The organism is Streptomyces iranensis, assembly GCF_017874715.1.
GTDB lineage: Bacteria > Actinomycetota > Actinomycetes > Streptomycetales > Streptomycetaceae > Streptomyces > Streptomyces iranensis.
Genome location: NZ_JAGGLR010000003.1, coordinates 434,996 through 448,220, shown reverse-complemented (window position 1 = coordinate 448,220; position 13,225 = coordinate 434,996). Strand labels below are relative to the sequence as shown.

The following is a 13,225-nucleotide window of genomic DNA, read 5'->3' as shown; positions in this document are numbered from 1 at the left end:
GGTGTGGAGGGGAAATACACGTGAAGTCAACGACCTTCAGATCCGCCGTGGGGGCTGTGCTGACGGCGGCCCTGTCCGCCGTGGTCCTGCCCGCCTCCCCCGCGAGCGCGGCGGAGAGCCCGGCGGCGGCCGGCACCGTGGACACCGCGACCGCGCAGTCCTTCGGACGGCTGGCCGACGCGGTGCTGACCCAGCGCACGGCGGCTCTGCTGGACAACAACGAGCAGTCGGTGCGGCGCGCGGCCCCGCTCGCCGAGAGGAACGTCCGCATGTCGGCCGGGCAGATCCGGACCGAGGACACCGCGCTGTCGGCGCTGCACACCCGCAAGGCGCGGCTCGCGGCCCTGGGCGAGGCGTACACCTCCGCCGACACCCGGGTGGCGGTGGACCGGATACGGGTCGAGGCCGGGCGCGCCACGGTCCAGGCCACCGAGACCACGACGCTGACCTACAAGAAGATACGTGGCGACGAGCCCGCGACCACCGGCTTCCAGGCACACCACCGGCTGAGCTTCGCCGCCGCGGCGGACGGGAAGTGGCAGCTGACCGGTCTGACGTCGACCGACGACGGCCCGCTGGCGGTCAACGAGCCCGCCACGGCGCGGGGGGCCACGGCCCGGACGACGGCCCTGCCCGAGGCGACGCCCGCCGCCATCTCCAAGCCCTCCCAGCCGCAGACGAAGCCCGCCGGAAGCCACGACTACGCGGCGATGGCCTCGTACGCGGAGAAGTACTGGCAGAACTACAACCCCGCCTACCGGAAGTTCAACGAGGCCGGCGGGGACTGCACCAACTTCGTGAGCCAGTCCCTGAAGGCGGGCGGCTGGGCCAACAAGTCCGGCGACGCCGAGGACTACCGCAGCTGGTGGTACGACACCTCGTACCAGTCGACATCCTGGGTGGGTGCCAACGAGTGGTCCTGGTTCACCCTGGACGCCAAGCGGGCCACCAACCTGGCGAACGTGTACTACATGGGCGTCGGTGACGTCATGCAGATGGACTTCGACAAGGACGGGTCCAAGGACCACACCATGATCGTCACCTACCGGAGCTCCAGCGGGGTGCCGTACATGACGTACCACTCGGTGAACACCTACCGGAAGTCCGTGGCGAGCATCATCGCCTCGTACCCGAACTCGCTCTACTACGCCTACCGCACCTGAGGCGGCCGGCGCGCACCCGTGTCTCCCCGTGACGGTGGACCCCGCCCCCGGGCGGGGTCCACCGCGTTTGCGCCCGGCCAGGGGCCGGGTGTCACAGTGGACCGCCGCCCCCATCCCCCTCTCTCCGCGCGCCCGACGGTCGGCCAACCGGCTCAGCTGGGCCGGTACCGGGGCCGTGGCCTGGCTCGACGGCCCCCGTGGCCATGTGTGGAGCGTCGGGGCGCCGGTGCCCGCCGCCGGGCTGGTGCTGGGCTGGACGCCGGACGAGCCGCCCGCCCATCCGGGTGAGGAGCCGGGTGGTCGAGCTCGGCGCACCCGCCTCGGCTACCGCGACGAGGACCTCTGCGTGGCCGCGCGGATCGCCGCGCGCTGAGAGCCTGTCCGGCGACACCTCGATCCCGAAACCCGGCGCACCCCGACGAGCGGCCGACCCCGTGATGTGATGTCCGCACGGTGTTCACCCGACGGACACCGGAGCCACGTCAGCACGCCTGCGTACACACACGTCTTCGAGCCGCGAGAGATGGAGTGACGCCATGCCGGGCGCCCTGTCACGCCGTTCCGCCCTGTCCTTCCTGGGAGGGGCGATGGCCATCGCCGCCACCGGTGGGAGCGGACGGCCGATGGCCGCTGCCGCGCCCGCTTCCGGCCCCGGAGCCGCCAGCGGGCTCGCCCCCGAGCCCGGCTCCCGGGTGAGCTCCCTACTCGACCGGATGACGCTCGAAGAGAAGCTCGCGCTGCTGCACGGCGCGAAGGATCCCCACAGCCTCGGGCAGGCGGGGTACACCCCCGGTGTCCCCCGGCTCAGCATTCCGCCACTCCGGCTCGCGGACGGGCCCGCCGGCGTACGCGTCACCGGGCATGCCACCGCGCTGCCCGCGCCGGTGCTGCTCGCCTCCGCCTTCGATCCGGCCCTGGCGCGGGAGTACGGGCGCACCATTGGCCGCGAGGGCCGTGCGCTGGGCCAGGACGTACTGCTCTCCCCCATGGTCAATCTCATCCGCACCCCCTACGCCGGGCGCAACTTCGAGACCTTCGGCGAGGACCCCCTGCTGGCCTCCGAGCTGGTGGCCGAGGAGGTCCGCGGTATCCAGGGCGAGGGCCTGATCGCCACCGTCAAGCACTTCGCCATGAACAACCAGGAGCACGAGCGGGAGTCGATCGATGTCATCGTCGACGAGCGGACGATGCGCGAGATGGAGCTGCCCGGCTTCGAGGCGGCCGTACGGGCGGGCGCGGGGGCGGTCATGGGCGCCTACAACAAGGTCAACGGGGCCTTCGCCTGTGAGAACGGGCCGCTGCTCACCGGGGTGCTGCGCGAGGACTGGGGCTTCGACGGCTGGGTGATGACCGACTGGCACGCCGCCCACAGCACCGCGGCGGCCCTCGGCGCCGGGCTCGACATGGAGATGCCGGACGGAAAGTACCTCGGCGGCGCGCTGCGGAAGGCGGTGGCCGACGGGACCGTACCGGAGGCCGAGGTGGACCGCGCGGCCGGCCGCGTCCTGACCGTCATGGACCGCTTCGGGCTGCTGGACGGCGGCGCCCCGCCACGGCCCGGCCGGGACCCCGGGGCCGGGGCGCGCACCGCGCTGAAGGTCGCCACGGCGGGCGGCGTCCTGCTGCGCAATGAGCGCGGCACACTGCCGCTGGCCGGGTCCGCCGCCCGGTCGATCGCCGTGGTCGGGCCCACCGGCTCCATCCCCTTCGTCAGTGGCGGCGGCAGCGCCCATGTGGTCCCCGACCACGCCGCGAGCCCGCTGGAGACGATCCGGGAGCGCGCCGGAAAGGGGGCCCGGGTGGACTACGCCCTGGGCGAGGACGTGTTCGGCAAGGAGATCCCCGCCTCCGTGCTCTCCCCGGGCACCGGGCTGGAGAAGCGGAAGGTGGCGGCGGGGAAGAGCTGGGCGTACGAGGGCACCCTCACCGTGGCCGAGGCCGATGAGTGGACGTTCGTCCTGCACTTCAGCGGTCCGCCCGCCGGCCGCCCGAAGGTGCTGCTGGACGGCGAGGAGCTGTTCCCGTTCCGGCCCGGCTTGGGCGAGTACTTCACCGGTGGCTTCGTCAGCGCCGCCCCGGACGGCCTCGCCGTGCGCCGGGCGGCCGTCGGGCTGACGGCGGGGAAGCACCGGCTGAAGGTCACCGCCAAGGGCGGCGGGAAGGGGCTGACCTTCCGGCTGCGCCGGGCCACCTCCGCCACGCGCGCCGCCGATGTGGCCGGGGCCGTCCGCGCCGCCCGTGCCGCGCACAGTGTGGTGCTCTTCGGCTACGAGGACGCCACCGAGGGCAGGGACCGGGCCACCATCGCCCTCCCCGGCCACCAGAACGCGCTGATCGCCGCCGTCGCCGAGGCCAACCCGCGTACGACCGTCGTCCTCAACACCTCCTCGTGCACCTCGATGCCCTGGCTGGAGCACACCGGAGCCGTCCTCCAGATGTACTACCCCGGCCAGGAGGGTGCCGCCGCCACCACCGCCCTGCTCTTCGGCGACGCCAACCCCGGCGGCAGGCTCACCCAGTCCTTCCCCGTATCCGACGACCGCCATCCGATGGCCGGAGACCCCCTGCGCTACCCCGGGGTGAACGGCCGTGAGGAGTACTCCGAGGGTGTCCAGGTCGGCTATCGCTGGTACGACGCCGAGAGGGTGCGGCCCCTCTTCCCCTTCGGCCACGGCCTGTCGTACACCACCTTCGCGTATACGGGGCTGCGGCTGCGGCGGCGCGGAAGCGGCCTGGAGGCGGTCTTCACCGTGCGCAACACCGGTCGGCGGGCCGGGGCGGAGGTGGCCCAGGTGTATGTGGGGCCCTCGCCCGATCTGCCGCTCGACCAGGCCGAGCGGTCCCTGGCGGGATTCCGGCGGATCCATCTGCGGCCCGGCCAGGCGCGGGAGGTGACGGTGCGGGTGGCCGGCCGGGTGCTGTCCTCCTGGGACTCCGAGCGCCATGGATGGGTACTGGGCACCGGGCGCCGGACCGTGGAAGTGGGCTCCTCCTCGCGGGACCGGAGGCTGCGGGGGCATATCGAGGTCCGCCACGGGTCCTGAGCGGCCGCGGCCGCCGGCGCATCGGACTACGCTAGTATGGCGCGTGTGCAACTAAAGGCGCACGCAAGCAATAAGGCATCGACGAAGGAGCGCCGTGCAGATCGACCTTTCCGGTAGGACCGCCCTGGTCACCGGCTCCACCCAGGGCATCGGATTCGCCATCGCCGCCGGGCTGGCGCGGGCGGGTGCCCGTGTCGCCGTCAACGGGCGCCGTCAGGAGTCCGTCGAGGCCGCCATCCAGAAGCTGGAGGAGGACACCGAGGGCGGCTCGTTCGTCCCCGCCCCCGGCGACATCACCACCGATGACGGCGCCCGCCAGGTCATCGATGCGGTGCCGGACACCGATGTCCTGGTCAACAACCTCGGCATCTTCGGGACCACTCCGCCCCTGGAGATCAGCGACGACGAGTGGCGGCGCTATTTCGAGGTGAACGTCCTGGCCTCCGTCCGGATGATCCGGAGCTTCCTGCCCGGGATGAAGGACCGCTCCTGGGGCCGGATCATGAACGTGGCGAGTGACTCCGCCGTCGTCATCCCCGCCGAGATGATCCACTACGGGATGTCGAAGACCGCGCTGCTCGCCGTCACCCGCGGCTTCGCCAAGGACGCCGCCGGCACCGGCGTCACGGTCAACTCGCTGATCGCCGGACCGACCCACACCGGCGGGGTCGAGGACTTCGTGTACGAACTGGTGGACCCGGAGCTGCCCTGGGACGAGGCGCAGCGGGAGTTCATGGCCAAGTACCGGCCGCAGTCGCTGCTCCAGCGGCTGATCGAGCCCGAGGAGATCGCCAACATGGCGGTCTACCTCAGCTCCACGTTCGCCTCGGCCACCACCGGCGGAGCCGTGCGCGTCGACGGCGGCTACGTCGACTCGATCCTTCCCTGACCCCCGCCACGGCGCCTTCCCGACGCCTGCTCTGACGACCCCCCGATCCCTGCCTCCGCGCGCCCTTCCGGCGGGAACCGTTCCGCGTGGACCAGGGGTCCCTAGGGAGCGAAGAAGCAGACAACCTGGGGGGTTCTGTTGAGCAATGACCTACTCGCGCATCCTGACCGCATCAGAGCGAGCCACTGGATCACCGTTCTGAGACGGCAATTCCCCGAGCTCCAGGCGGAGTTGACGCCCTCCCCGCACCGTCCCGGCCTCGGCCGGCGGCGGGGAGGCACCGACCGTCGCGGGCCATCGGAGCCGTTACGCCTGCGGGTCTCCGACACCGTACGCGACATCACCGACGGCGTCGTGGAGCTGGAGGAGGCCGTGCACGACCGGCTCGGGCTGCCGCCCACGGGCAGGGGAACGGTCGAGGTCAGACTGGCCCGTCTCGCGGGGCTGCTGGAACGGGTCGAGGCCGACCCGTCGCTGATGCGCCATCTGCTGGACGAGGTCAGCGGAATGGCGCGGCGCTGCTCGGGCACGCTCGGGGACACCGAGCCCGTGGTCCGGCTGCGCGGCCGGTGCCCGCTGTGCGCCTCGGTCTCGCTGCGGGCCTTTCCGCTGCGCCGGGCGGTGCTGTGCATCAACCCCGGCTGCCGCTGCCCGCACACCGCGTGCGGCTGCCATGCGGACCTGGCACATCGGCACTCCTGGCCGGAGGGCGAGTGGGCGGAGCTGGCGGCCGGCGGCGCGCTCGCCCTGGAGGAGATCACCGCCGCCCTGGACGGAGGCTCCACCGTCGTGGCGGTGAGCCGATGAGGACCACGCAGGCGCCCGAGTATCCGTTGCTGACCGCCGCCGTGGCCGCCACGGAGGTGGGTGTCACCCCGGCCACCATCCGCAAGTGGGTGCAGCTGAAGCGTCTGCGGCCCGCGGGGCGTCAGGGCAAGGCGTTCCTCTATCGGCTGGAGGATGTGTTCGCGGCCGAGCGGGCCACACGACGAGGTACGTGACCTGCGGGACCCATGGTCATCTCGGCATAAGTGACGACAAGTGGTTGTCAATGGGCATCCAGTGCATCACACTTGGTGCCAGCGGCGGAGCTGTGCCCCCTGGAGGGGCCACGGCCCCGCCGCTTTTCGCTGTGCGCAGCCCTGACCACAGCAAGGAGTGCGCGCATGACCGAGCCCTTGGTGATCTTTCCCGACGTCGAACGCCTCGTCGTCGAGCATCTGAAGAACCGCCCCGAACTGGCCGGGGTTCTCGTGGACAACCGGACCCCGCCGGACTTCGACGGAACCCAGAAGGCCGTGCTGGTCTCCCGGGCCGGCGGCGTCTGGGTCGAGGACATCCATCTGGACCAGCCGCTGGTCGACCTCGAGGTGTACGGCCCGGACAAACCCACGGCCCACACCGTCGCCACGGCCGCCCGTACGGCGCTGTTCACCGTGCGCGGCGCCACGTTCGGCACCGCCTGTGTCACCGATGTCTCCGAGGTGGACGGCCCCCGGTGGCTGCCCGACTACCTGCACGCCGCCGCCAGCCGCTACGTGTCCACGGCCAGGCTCTCCATCCGCCCGGCGTAGGCCACGTCACCGCCGACCGTCCGCCCTCATCACCACGCCACAAGGAGCAATCGCATGCCCGGAATGAACCCCAATGAGATCCGCGTCGCGGGCACCGGCCGCATCCTCACCGCCCCGCTCGGCACCACCGTCCCCGCCGATGTCTCCACGGCGTGGGCGGCGGGCTGGAAGGACCTCGGGTACACCACCACCGATGGCATCAAGTTCAACAAGAAGGACAAGATCGACCCGGTGGACACCTGGCAGTCGGTCAGCCCGGCCCGCTTCGTCTACTCCGACCGCGACCTCACCGTGAAGTTCCAGCTGCTCCAGCTCAACGAGGACACCCTGCCGTTCTTCTTCGGCGGCGCCGTGGTGACGGAGACGGAGGCCGAGTCCAAGGTGTACCGCTACGAACTCGCCGCCGAGCCGAAGAAGGACGAGCGGATGCTGGGCGTGGAGTTCGCGGACGGCGATGTCATCAAGTACCGGTTCGTCCTCCGCCGCGGCCAGGTCACCGAGACCGAGGAGCTCCAGCTCACCCGCACGGCCGCGGTCCGGCTCGGGGTCACCTTCACGGCACTGGCCGTGGACAACGACACCCCGCTGGCCACCTGGCTGATGAACGACCCGGCGTTCGCCGGATCCTGATCCCCTCCCCCGAAGTCGATCCCCGAAGCCGTTCCCTGAAGCCGTTCCCCGAAGCCGATCGCGAAGGAGCCGCCGCCATGCCTGCGTTCAACGTCAACGCCGCCCGCGCCCAGCGTCTGGAGGCGCTGGGCCTGACCTGGGACTTCGAAGTGGACGGGGAGACGTTCTCGCTGCCCACCGAGATCCCCCGCCGCTCGGCGCACGCGCTGGCCGAGCTGAAGGACAACGACCTGGACGGGCTGCTCGCCCTCCTCATGGGCGAGGAGAGCTATCAGCGGCTGTGCCAATACGAGGTGAGCGTGCAGGACATCGCCGCGATCCTCGAGGCGTACGGCCAGGACACCGGGCTCGGCGTGGGGGAAGGCTGAGCCTCGGCGCGCTCGTGGAGGAGCACGCCGAGGCGCTGGAGGCCGATCTGCTGCGGTACTACGGCGTCGACCTGCTCGACTGGCACCGCGAGGCGCTGTCCTCGCGGCGCCTCGCGGTCCTGGTGCGCCACCTGCCGCCGGACTCGGCGTTCGTACGGGCGCGGGAGGGCGAGGCCGCGGAGTGGGGGATGACGGACCATCTGCTCGCGGCGGTCGTGGACCACTTGGCGATCGCCAACTGGATGTTCGCGTCGGCCAACCGCGACGAGTACGCGGACCCGCCGGAGGCACCGGTCCCGGTGCCCCGTCCGGGAGCCGAGGCCGCCGATACGTCCGACGGCCCGCCCGACGGCCACGCCCCGGCCGCGACGGCGGCGGAGCTGGCTCGGTTCTTCGGGTGACCTGCTGGAGGGATGATGGCGGACATCGTGCGGGACCTGCTCGGCACAGTGCAGGACCTGCGAAAGACACTGGACAAGAAGCTCAAGGAATGGAACGTCGAGCACGCCTGGGTGAAACAGGCGATCACCGGCTTGAACTCGGAGGCCAACGCCCTGAAGGCGGAGGTCACCGGCATCACCGCGGCCGCCAAGTGGGGCTCGGCCGAAGTCACCGGTGCCTCCGCCGGATTCAAGCTGTTCAACGCCGAGAAGACGCTGTTCGACCTGCAGGAGATGCGCGACAAGGCACGTGGTGTGGATCCGGATTCGCTCAAGGCGTCCATCACCGCCGTGGAGCGGCGGGTGGCGGCGACACGGACCTCACTGGCCCGTACGATCCTCCGCGCCCGGACGGAGATCACCGCCACCCGCACGATCGCGGAGAAGGCCGAGCGGGACAGCCGGCAGGCCCTGCGAAGGGGCATGGACGCACTGCGGAAGGCCGAGGCGGCCCACCGGCGGCAGCGCACGGCCGCGAGCGACGCCCGCGGCCCGATGCCGCCCGGCCGGGTGTCGAACGTGCAGGACATCAATGAAGCGAGCCGGGCCATCAACGAGCTGGAGCGACGCCTGAGCGGTCTCGTCAGGGCTCTCGGCTGAGGAGGAGGCCGCCCATGTCACTGGCACAAGCGCTCAACCGATCCGTCTCCGGCTTCCGCGGCCTGCGCAGCACCGTGGGCCAGACCGATACCAGCGTCTCCCGGTTCGCCCGTACCGCGACGCAGGCGGGCTCAGCCGTCGGCCGCATCAAGGGCGACGTCGACAAGTCGGCCAACTCGATGCGCACCCTCCAGCGAGAGGCCAACGCCGCCGAGCGCAGTGTCGCCAAGAGCGGTCGCTCCATGACCACCGCGGGCCGCGGCGCGGCGACCGGGGGTGGCCTGATGGGGCGGATGAGGACGGGGCTCCAGGGGGTGACAACGGCCCAGAAGGGCCTGAACACGGCCATGAAGTCCAACGTGTTCGGTGCCGTCATGGCGCTGCTCATGCCGCTGATCATGAAGCTCGTCGACATGGCGATGCAGTCCAAGACGGTCCAGCGCATCGTCCAGGCGGCCTTCAGGATCATCGGCCAGGTCATCGGCTCCACCATGCGCGTGGCGAAACAAGTGGTGCAGACGACCTGGAACGGCATCAAGACGGCCTTCACGGTCGTGCTGAAGGTCATCTGGACCGTCGTGAAGACGTACTTCAACATCTACAAGACCATCATCACCACGGTCATCCACGCCATCATGGCCGTGGTCCGGCCCCTGCTGTCCTTCTTCTCGGAGCGGATCCCGGGCGCCTTCCGCTCCGCCCGTAACGGCATCCAGCGCGCCTTCAACGGGCTGGCGGGCATCGTCCGGGGCGCGTTCAGCGCCGTGCTCGGGGCCGTACGCGGGCCGCTCAACGGGGTGATCGGGCTGGTCAACCGGGCGATCGGCGCGCTGAACCGGGTCAAGGTCTCGGTGCCCTCCTGGGTGCCGGGGATCGGCGGCCGGTCGTTCGGGGTGAACATTCCCACCATCCCCACGCTCGCCCAGGGCGGCATCGTGCTGCCGCGCCCCGGTGGCACGCTCGCGCTGCTCGCGGAGGGCGGGCAGGCCGAGGCCGTACTGCCGCTGAACCGGCTGAGCACCCTGCTCGCCCGCACCGGACCCGCGCCCGCCCCGGCGGGATCCGGCAGGCCGGGCGGCGGATTCGTCATCGAGCACTACCACGAAGCCCCGGGCGGCAGCGCCCGGCAGACCGCCGAGGATCTGATGTTCCTGATGAAGGCGAGGGGGTGACATGCCGGACGAGACCACCGCCACCGAACCGGGGCCGCTCATCACCACCGACGGGCAGGTGCAGTGGGCCGGGCTGCTCATGGGTCCCGGCACCGACTACTGGATCGCCGCCGAAGGGCTCACCGGCTGGGAGGAGTTGCCCGCGCTGGACACCTCCGACGCGGACCGCCCGGTGGGGCACGGCGGCTGGCCGGGTTCGCAGTGGGCGCAGGCCCGTACGGTCACCGCGCAGGTGTGGTTCGCGCCCGACCCGGACGCCGGACCGGAGGCGGTGCGGGACGCGCTGCGCGCGCTGCGCGCCGCCACCGCCGTACGCGACGAGGAGGAGTGGCTCGCCGTGCGCCTGCACGGCGAGACGCTGGCCGTACGGGCCCGGGTCACCCAGCGCGTGGTCCCCACCGACCGGCAGTTCGCCGCAAGCCGGCTGGCCAGGATGACGCTCCAGTGGAAGGCGAGCGATCCACGCCGCTACGAGGCGGTGGGGCGGCGGGACACCGCCGGGCTCCCCCAGCCGGAGGCGGGGCTGACCTGGCCGCTCAGCTGGCCGCTGGCCTGGGGCGCGCCCGGCTCCACCGGCGACCTCGCGGTGGAGAACGACGGCAGCGCACCCGCCCATCCGGTGATCACCTTCACCGGGCCGTGCACCCGGCCGCGGCTGGCCAACCGGACCAGCGGCGACTGGCTGGAGTACGCGATCACCCTCGCCCCGGACGACGAACTGGCCGTCGACACCGCCGAGGGGACCGTGATGTTCAACGGCACCGCGTCGCGCCGCCACACCGCCACACCGGGCAGCGCCCCGGAGGAGTCGTTCACCCTGCCGTCCGGGACCTCGCAGCTGTCCTTCCGCGCGGCGTCGGGAGGGGAGGGAGCCACCGCCACGATCACCTGGCGCCGCGCCGAGTGGTGAGGCACCGCGCCGCCCCATCGTCCGCTTCGATCCTTGAACCCCGCACGTCCACAAGGAGTTCTCCGATGACCGTGGGAGCCGTCTCATGACCGTCCGTTCCGCCTGGCATCTGCCCACCGGCCAGACCCGTGAGGACACCCGGCTGGCCGTCAGCCTCGGCATGGCGTCCGCCGGACCGCTGCTGACCCGGGCGGGATGCGTGTTCGGCGGGCTGCAGCTCACCGGCACCACCGCCACCGGTATGCAGGCCAAGCTCTCCCCGGGCCAGGTGTGGATCCCGGGAACCTCCACCGGATCGCAGGGCGGCTATCCGGTCACCGTCGACTCCGACACCCTGCTGACCGTCGCCGATGGGCACTCCAGCCTGCCCCGTGTGGACGCGCTCGTCGTACGTGTCTACGACACCGACTACGACGGCTCCGGCAAGTACGAGGCCGCCCTGGAACTCCTCCAGGGCACCCCGGCCGGCTCCCCCACCGCCCCGGCCGCGCCCAAGAGCGCGGAGCTTCTCTACGAGATCGCCGTCCCCGCCGGGGCGTCCGCGGCCAAGGGCATCACCTGGGCCTCCGCCATCACCGACCGCCGCCGCTACACCGCGGCGCTCGGCGGCATCGTCCCCGCCGCGGGCGGCGCGCCGCACAACGGGGCGTATGCCGGGCAGTACCGCGACGCGGGCGGCCGGCTGGAGCGCTGGGACGGCGCCCAGTGGGCGAAGTACATTCCGGACACCGTGCTCCGGCACACGGCGGACTGGGGAGCCACCACCTCCGCCACCTATCAGGAGATGCTCACCGACACCGTCGCCACGCTCACCGCCACCTTCACCGCCCCGGCGTCCCGGTGGGTGTCCCTCACCTTCGGCGCCTTCACGGCTGCCGACGGGGACGCCACCGCGTACATCTCGTTCCGGCTCAGGACGCAGAGCGGCACCGAGGTGCTCGCCCCGACCGACGACCGGGCGGCGGCCCTCTTCGGTGCCGGGCGTGCCTCGATCTCCACCTGTTTCCCGGTGGGGAACCTCACCCCCGGCGCCGTCTACACGGCGACGGCCACGTACCGTTCCTCGATCGCGGGGACGCGTGTGCACTTCGACAACCGCTTCGTCCGCGTGGACCCGGTGGCGTGAGGCGCCGTGGACGCCCGCTACCGCGCCGTCTTCACCGACCTGCGCACCGACCAGGCCATCGACGTACTGCCCCTGCGAGAGGTGGAGTACGACGACTACCTCGGCAAGCCGGGATCCCTGACCGCGACGATCCCGGTGCCCGGCGCCCGGCTGGCCCGGCGGGTCCGGGAGCTGGTGGAGGGGCGCACCGCCGTCTATCTGGAGCGGGGTGACGAGGTCTGCTGGGGTGGCATCGTCTGGACGCTGACCCCGGCCACCGACGACCGGGGCCTCACCACCGTCGGGCTCCAGGCGGCCACCTTCGACTCCTACGCGGGCCGTCGCTACATCCGCGCGAATCTGAGCTTCACCGCGCTCGACCATCTGGAGATCGTCCGCCGGCTGTGGGACTACATGCAGGGGTCCGAGGGCGGCCACATCGGCGTGGAGTACGAGCCGACGGCCCCCACCGCGGCCCGTACGGTGGCCTACAGCGACGGTGATGAGACCCTGGTGGAGGAGGCGATCACGCAACTCGCGGCGATGGAGCCGGGTTTCGAGCACCGGATCGCGGTGTACCGGGATCCGGTGACCGGGCGGCGGGTGAAGCTGCTCCAGCTGGGCTCTCCGACGATCCGGGTGGGCAGCCAGCCGGTGATGCTGGACCTGCCGGGCGACGTGCTGTCGTACACATTCCCCCGCGACGCCACGCGCGGCGGGACGACCGCGCGGGCCAGGGGCGGCACCCCGGAGGGCTGGGCCGGCGGCCCGGTGATGTCCGGGGAACAGGTGGCCGAGGATCTCCTCGCGGCCGGGTTCCCCCGCCTGGACACCTCGTCCGACCACAGCAATGTCACCGACAAGGCGACGCTCGACGCGTTCGCCCGGTCCGAACTCGCCGCCCTGCGCGGCACGGTGGTCATCCCCTCGGTGCGGATCCGCCTCGGCTCGGGCACCACCCCCGCCCTGCTCGGCACCACCGTGCGGCTGCGCATCAAGGACGTGTGGTTCTCCGAGGGACTGGACGCCCGCTACCGCGTCGTCGGCATCAAGGTCACCGCCCCGGAGCGGGGACGTCCGGAGACCGCCGATCTGTATCTGGAGGAGGCAGACTGATGGCGAACCTGCCCGAGGACATCGTGGACCGGATCAGGGCCCTGGAACGTCAGGTGCACCGGCTCACCACCTACGTCAACAGCAAGCCCGGCGGGACGCCGACGGCCCTGGCCGCCACCGAGCCGTCACCGCCGCAGGCCCAGGAGGCCTCCGGGGAGGAGCCGCCGCGGCCCGACGGCACCGCGGCGGCCCCCTGACTTCCGGCCCCGGCGGG

Annotated in this window: 16 protein-coding genes; all 16 read left to right on the top strand. The window is 71.9% G+C overall.

Going from position 1 to position 13,225, the window contains the following annotated elements:
* Positions 1 to 20: 20 nt before the first annotated feature.
* A complete protein-coding gene (locus tag J2Z30_RS07900; RefSeq protein WP_044579984.1) occupies positions 21 to 1,163 on the top strand; it encodes an amidase domain-containing protein in 1,143 nt (380 codons plus the stop codon).
* A gap of 88 nt (positions 1,164 to 1,251) precedes the next feature.
* On the top strand, positions 1,252 to 1,536 hold the full coding sequence (locus J2Z30_RS51310) for a hypothetical protein (RefSeq protein WP_308279828.1): 285 nt from the start codon (positions 1,252 to 1,254) through the stop codon (positions 1,534 to 1,536).
* A 163-nt stretch (positions 1,537 to 1,699) separates the two neighbouring features.
* The gene (locus J2Z30_RS07890) at positions 1,700 to 4,207 is read left to right on the top strand and encodes a beta-glucosidase family protein (protein WP_044579981.1); all 2,508 of its coding nucleotides are present in this window, start codon (positions 1,700 to 1,702) and stop codon (positions 4,205 to 4,207) included.
* Between the two features lie 94 nt (positions 4,208 to 4,301).
* Entirely contained in the window at positions 4,302 to 5,096 is a 795-nt protein-coding gene (locus J2Z30_RS07885) for an SDR family NAD(P)-dependent oxidoreductase (RefSeq protein WP_044579980.1), read from the top strand.
* Positions 5,097 to 5,234: 138 nt separating this feature from the next.
* Positions 5,235 to 5,903, top strand: coding sequence for a hypothetical protein (locus tag J2Z30_RS07880; protein ID WP_209468601.1), 669 nt, complete (start codon positions 5,235 to 5,237; stop codon positions 5,901 to 5,903).
* Positions 5,900 to 6,097 carry a helix-turn-helix domain-containing protein gene (locus tag J2Z30_RS07875; protein ID WP_044579978.1) on the top strand — a complete coding sequence of 66 codons (198 nt, stop codon included), beginning with the start codon at positions 5,900 to 5,902 and terminating at the stop codon, positions 6,095 to 6,097. Before J2Z30_RS07880 ends, J2Z30_RS07875 begins: the two co-directional genes overlap by 4 nt.
* Positions 6,098 to 6,262: 165 nt before the next feature.
* Positions 6,263 to 6,670: a hypothetical protein gene (locus J2Z30_RS07870; protein ID WP_044579976.1), complete on the top strand. Its 408-nt coding sequence runs from the start codon at positions 6,263 to 6,265 to the stop codon at positions 6,668 to 6,670.
* A gap of 54 nt (positions 6,671 to 6,724) precedes the next feature.
* Positions 6,725 to 7,300 carry a phage tail tube protein gene (locus J2Z30_RS07865; protein ID WP_044579974.1) on the top strand — a complete coding sequence of 192 codons (576 nt, stop codon included), beginning with the start codon at positions 6,725 to 6,727 and terminating at the stop codon, positions 7,298 to 7,300.
* Between the two features lie 77 nt (positions 7,301 to 7,377).
* Positions 7,378 to 7,668: a hypothetical protein gene (locus J2Z30_RS07860; RefSeq protein WP_044579972.1), complete on the top strand. Its 291-nt coding sequence runs from the start codon at positions 7,378 to 7,380 to the stop codon at positions 7,666 to 7,668.
* Positions 7,669 to 7,682: 14 nt separating this feature from the next.
* Positions 7,683 to 8,069 carry a hypothetical protein gene (locus J2Z30_RS07855; protein WP_078957132.1) on the top strand — a complete coding sequence of 129 codons (387 nt, stop codon included), beginning with the start codon at positions 7,683 to 7,685 and terminating at the stop codon, positions 8,067 to 8,069.
* Positions 8,070 to 8,084: 15 nt separating this feature from the next.
* Positions 8,085 to 8,708, top strand: coding sequence for a hypothetical protein (locus J2Z30_RS07850; RefSeq protein ID WP_044579971.1), 624 nt, complete (start codon positions 8,085 to 8,087; stop codon positions 8,706 to 8,708).
* A 14-nt stretch (positions 8,709 to 8,722) separates the two neighbouring features.
* On the top strand, positions 8,723 to 9,880 hold the full coding sequence (locus J2Z30_RS07845) for a phage tail family protein (RefSeq protein WP_044579970.1): 1,158 nt from the start codon (positions 8,723 to 8,725) through the stop codon (positions 9,878 to 9,880).
* Position 9,881: 1 nt separating this feature from the next.
* Entirely contained in the window at positions 9,882 to 10,790 is a 909-nt protein-coding gene (locus tag J2Z30_RS07840) for a phage distal tail protein (RefSeq protein ID WP_044579969.1), read from the top strand.
* 85 nt (positions 10,791 to 10,875) lie between these two features.
* Positions 10,876 to 11,916 carry a hypothetical protein gene (locus tag J2Z30_RS07835; RefSeq protein ID WP_044579967.1) on the top strand — a complete coding sequence of 347 codons (1,041 nt, stop codon included), beginning with the start codon at positions 10,876 to 10,878 and terminating at the stop codon, positions 11,914 to 11,916.
* A 6-nt stretch (positions 11,917 to 11,922) separates the two neighbouring features.
* Positions 11,923 to 13,011, top strand: coding sequence for a hypothetical protein (locus tag J2Z30_RS07830; protein ID WP_044579966.1), 1,089 nt, complete (start codon positions 11,923 to 11,925; stop codon positions 13,009 to 13,011).
* Complete coding sequence (locus J2Z30_RS07825; protein WP_044579965.1) at positions 13,011 to 13,208, top strand: hypothetical protein; 198 nt, start codon at positions 13,011 to 13,013, stop codon at positions 13,206 to 13,208. The genes J2Z30_RS07830 and J2Z30_RS07825 overlap by 1 nt, the downstream gene beginning before the upstream one ends.
* The last annotated feature ends 17 nt before the right edge of the window (positions 13,209 to 13,225 follow it).

Bases quoted from the DNA above. Each gene is read 5' to 3' on its own strand.
- J2Z30_RS07825 (WP_044579965.1), top strand. From the start codon at position 13,011: ATGGCGAACCTGCCCGAGGACATCGTGGACCGGATCAGGGCCCTGGAA.
- J2Z30_RS07865 (WP_044579974.1), top strand. From the start codon at position 6,725: ATGCCCGGAATGAACCCCAATGAGATCCGCGTCGCGGGCACCGGCCGC.
- J2Z30_RS07875 (WP_044579978.1), top strand. From the start codon at position 5,900: ATGAGGACCACGCAGGCGCCCGAGTATCCGTTGCTGACCGCCGCCGTG.
- J2Z30_RS07870 (WP_044579976.1), top strand. From the start codon at position 6,263: ATGACCGAGCCCTTGGTGATCTTTCCCGACGTCGAACGCCTCGTCGTC.
- J2Z30_RS07835 (WP_044579967.1), top strand. From the start codon at position 10,876: ATGACCGTCCGTTCCGCCTGGCATCTGCCCACCGGCCAGACCCGTGAG.
- J2Z30_RS07890 (WP_044579981.1), top strand. From the start codon at position 1,700: ATGCCGGGCGCCCTGTCACGCCGTTCCGCCCTGTCCTTCCTGGGAGGG.
- J2Z30_RS07860 (WP_044579972.1), top strand. From the start codon at position 7,378: ATGCCTGCGTTCAACGTCAACGCCGCCCGCGCCCAGCGTCTGGAGGCG.
- J2Z30_RS07850 (WP_044579971.1), top strand. From the start codon at position 8,085: ATGGCGGACATCGTGCGGGACCTGCTCGGCACAGTGCAGGACCTGCGA.
- J2Z30_RS07840 (WP_044579969.1), top strand. From the start codon at position 9,882: ATGCCGGACGAGACCACCGCCACCGAACCGGGGCCGCTCATCACCACC.
- J2Z30_RS07845 (WP_044579970.1), top strand. From the start codon at position 8,723: ATGTCACTGGCACAAGCGCTCAACCGATCCGTCTCCGGCTTCCGCGGC.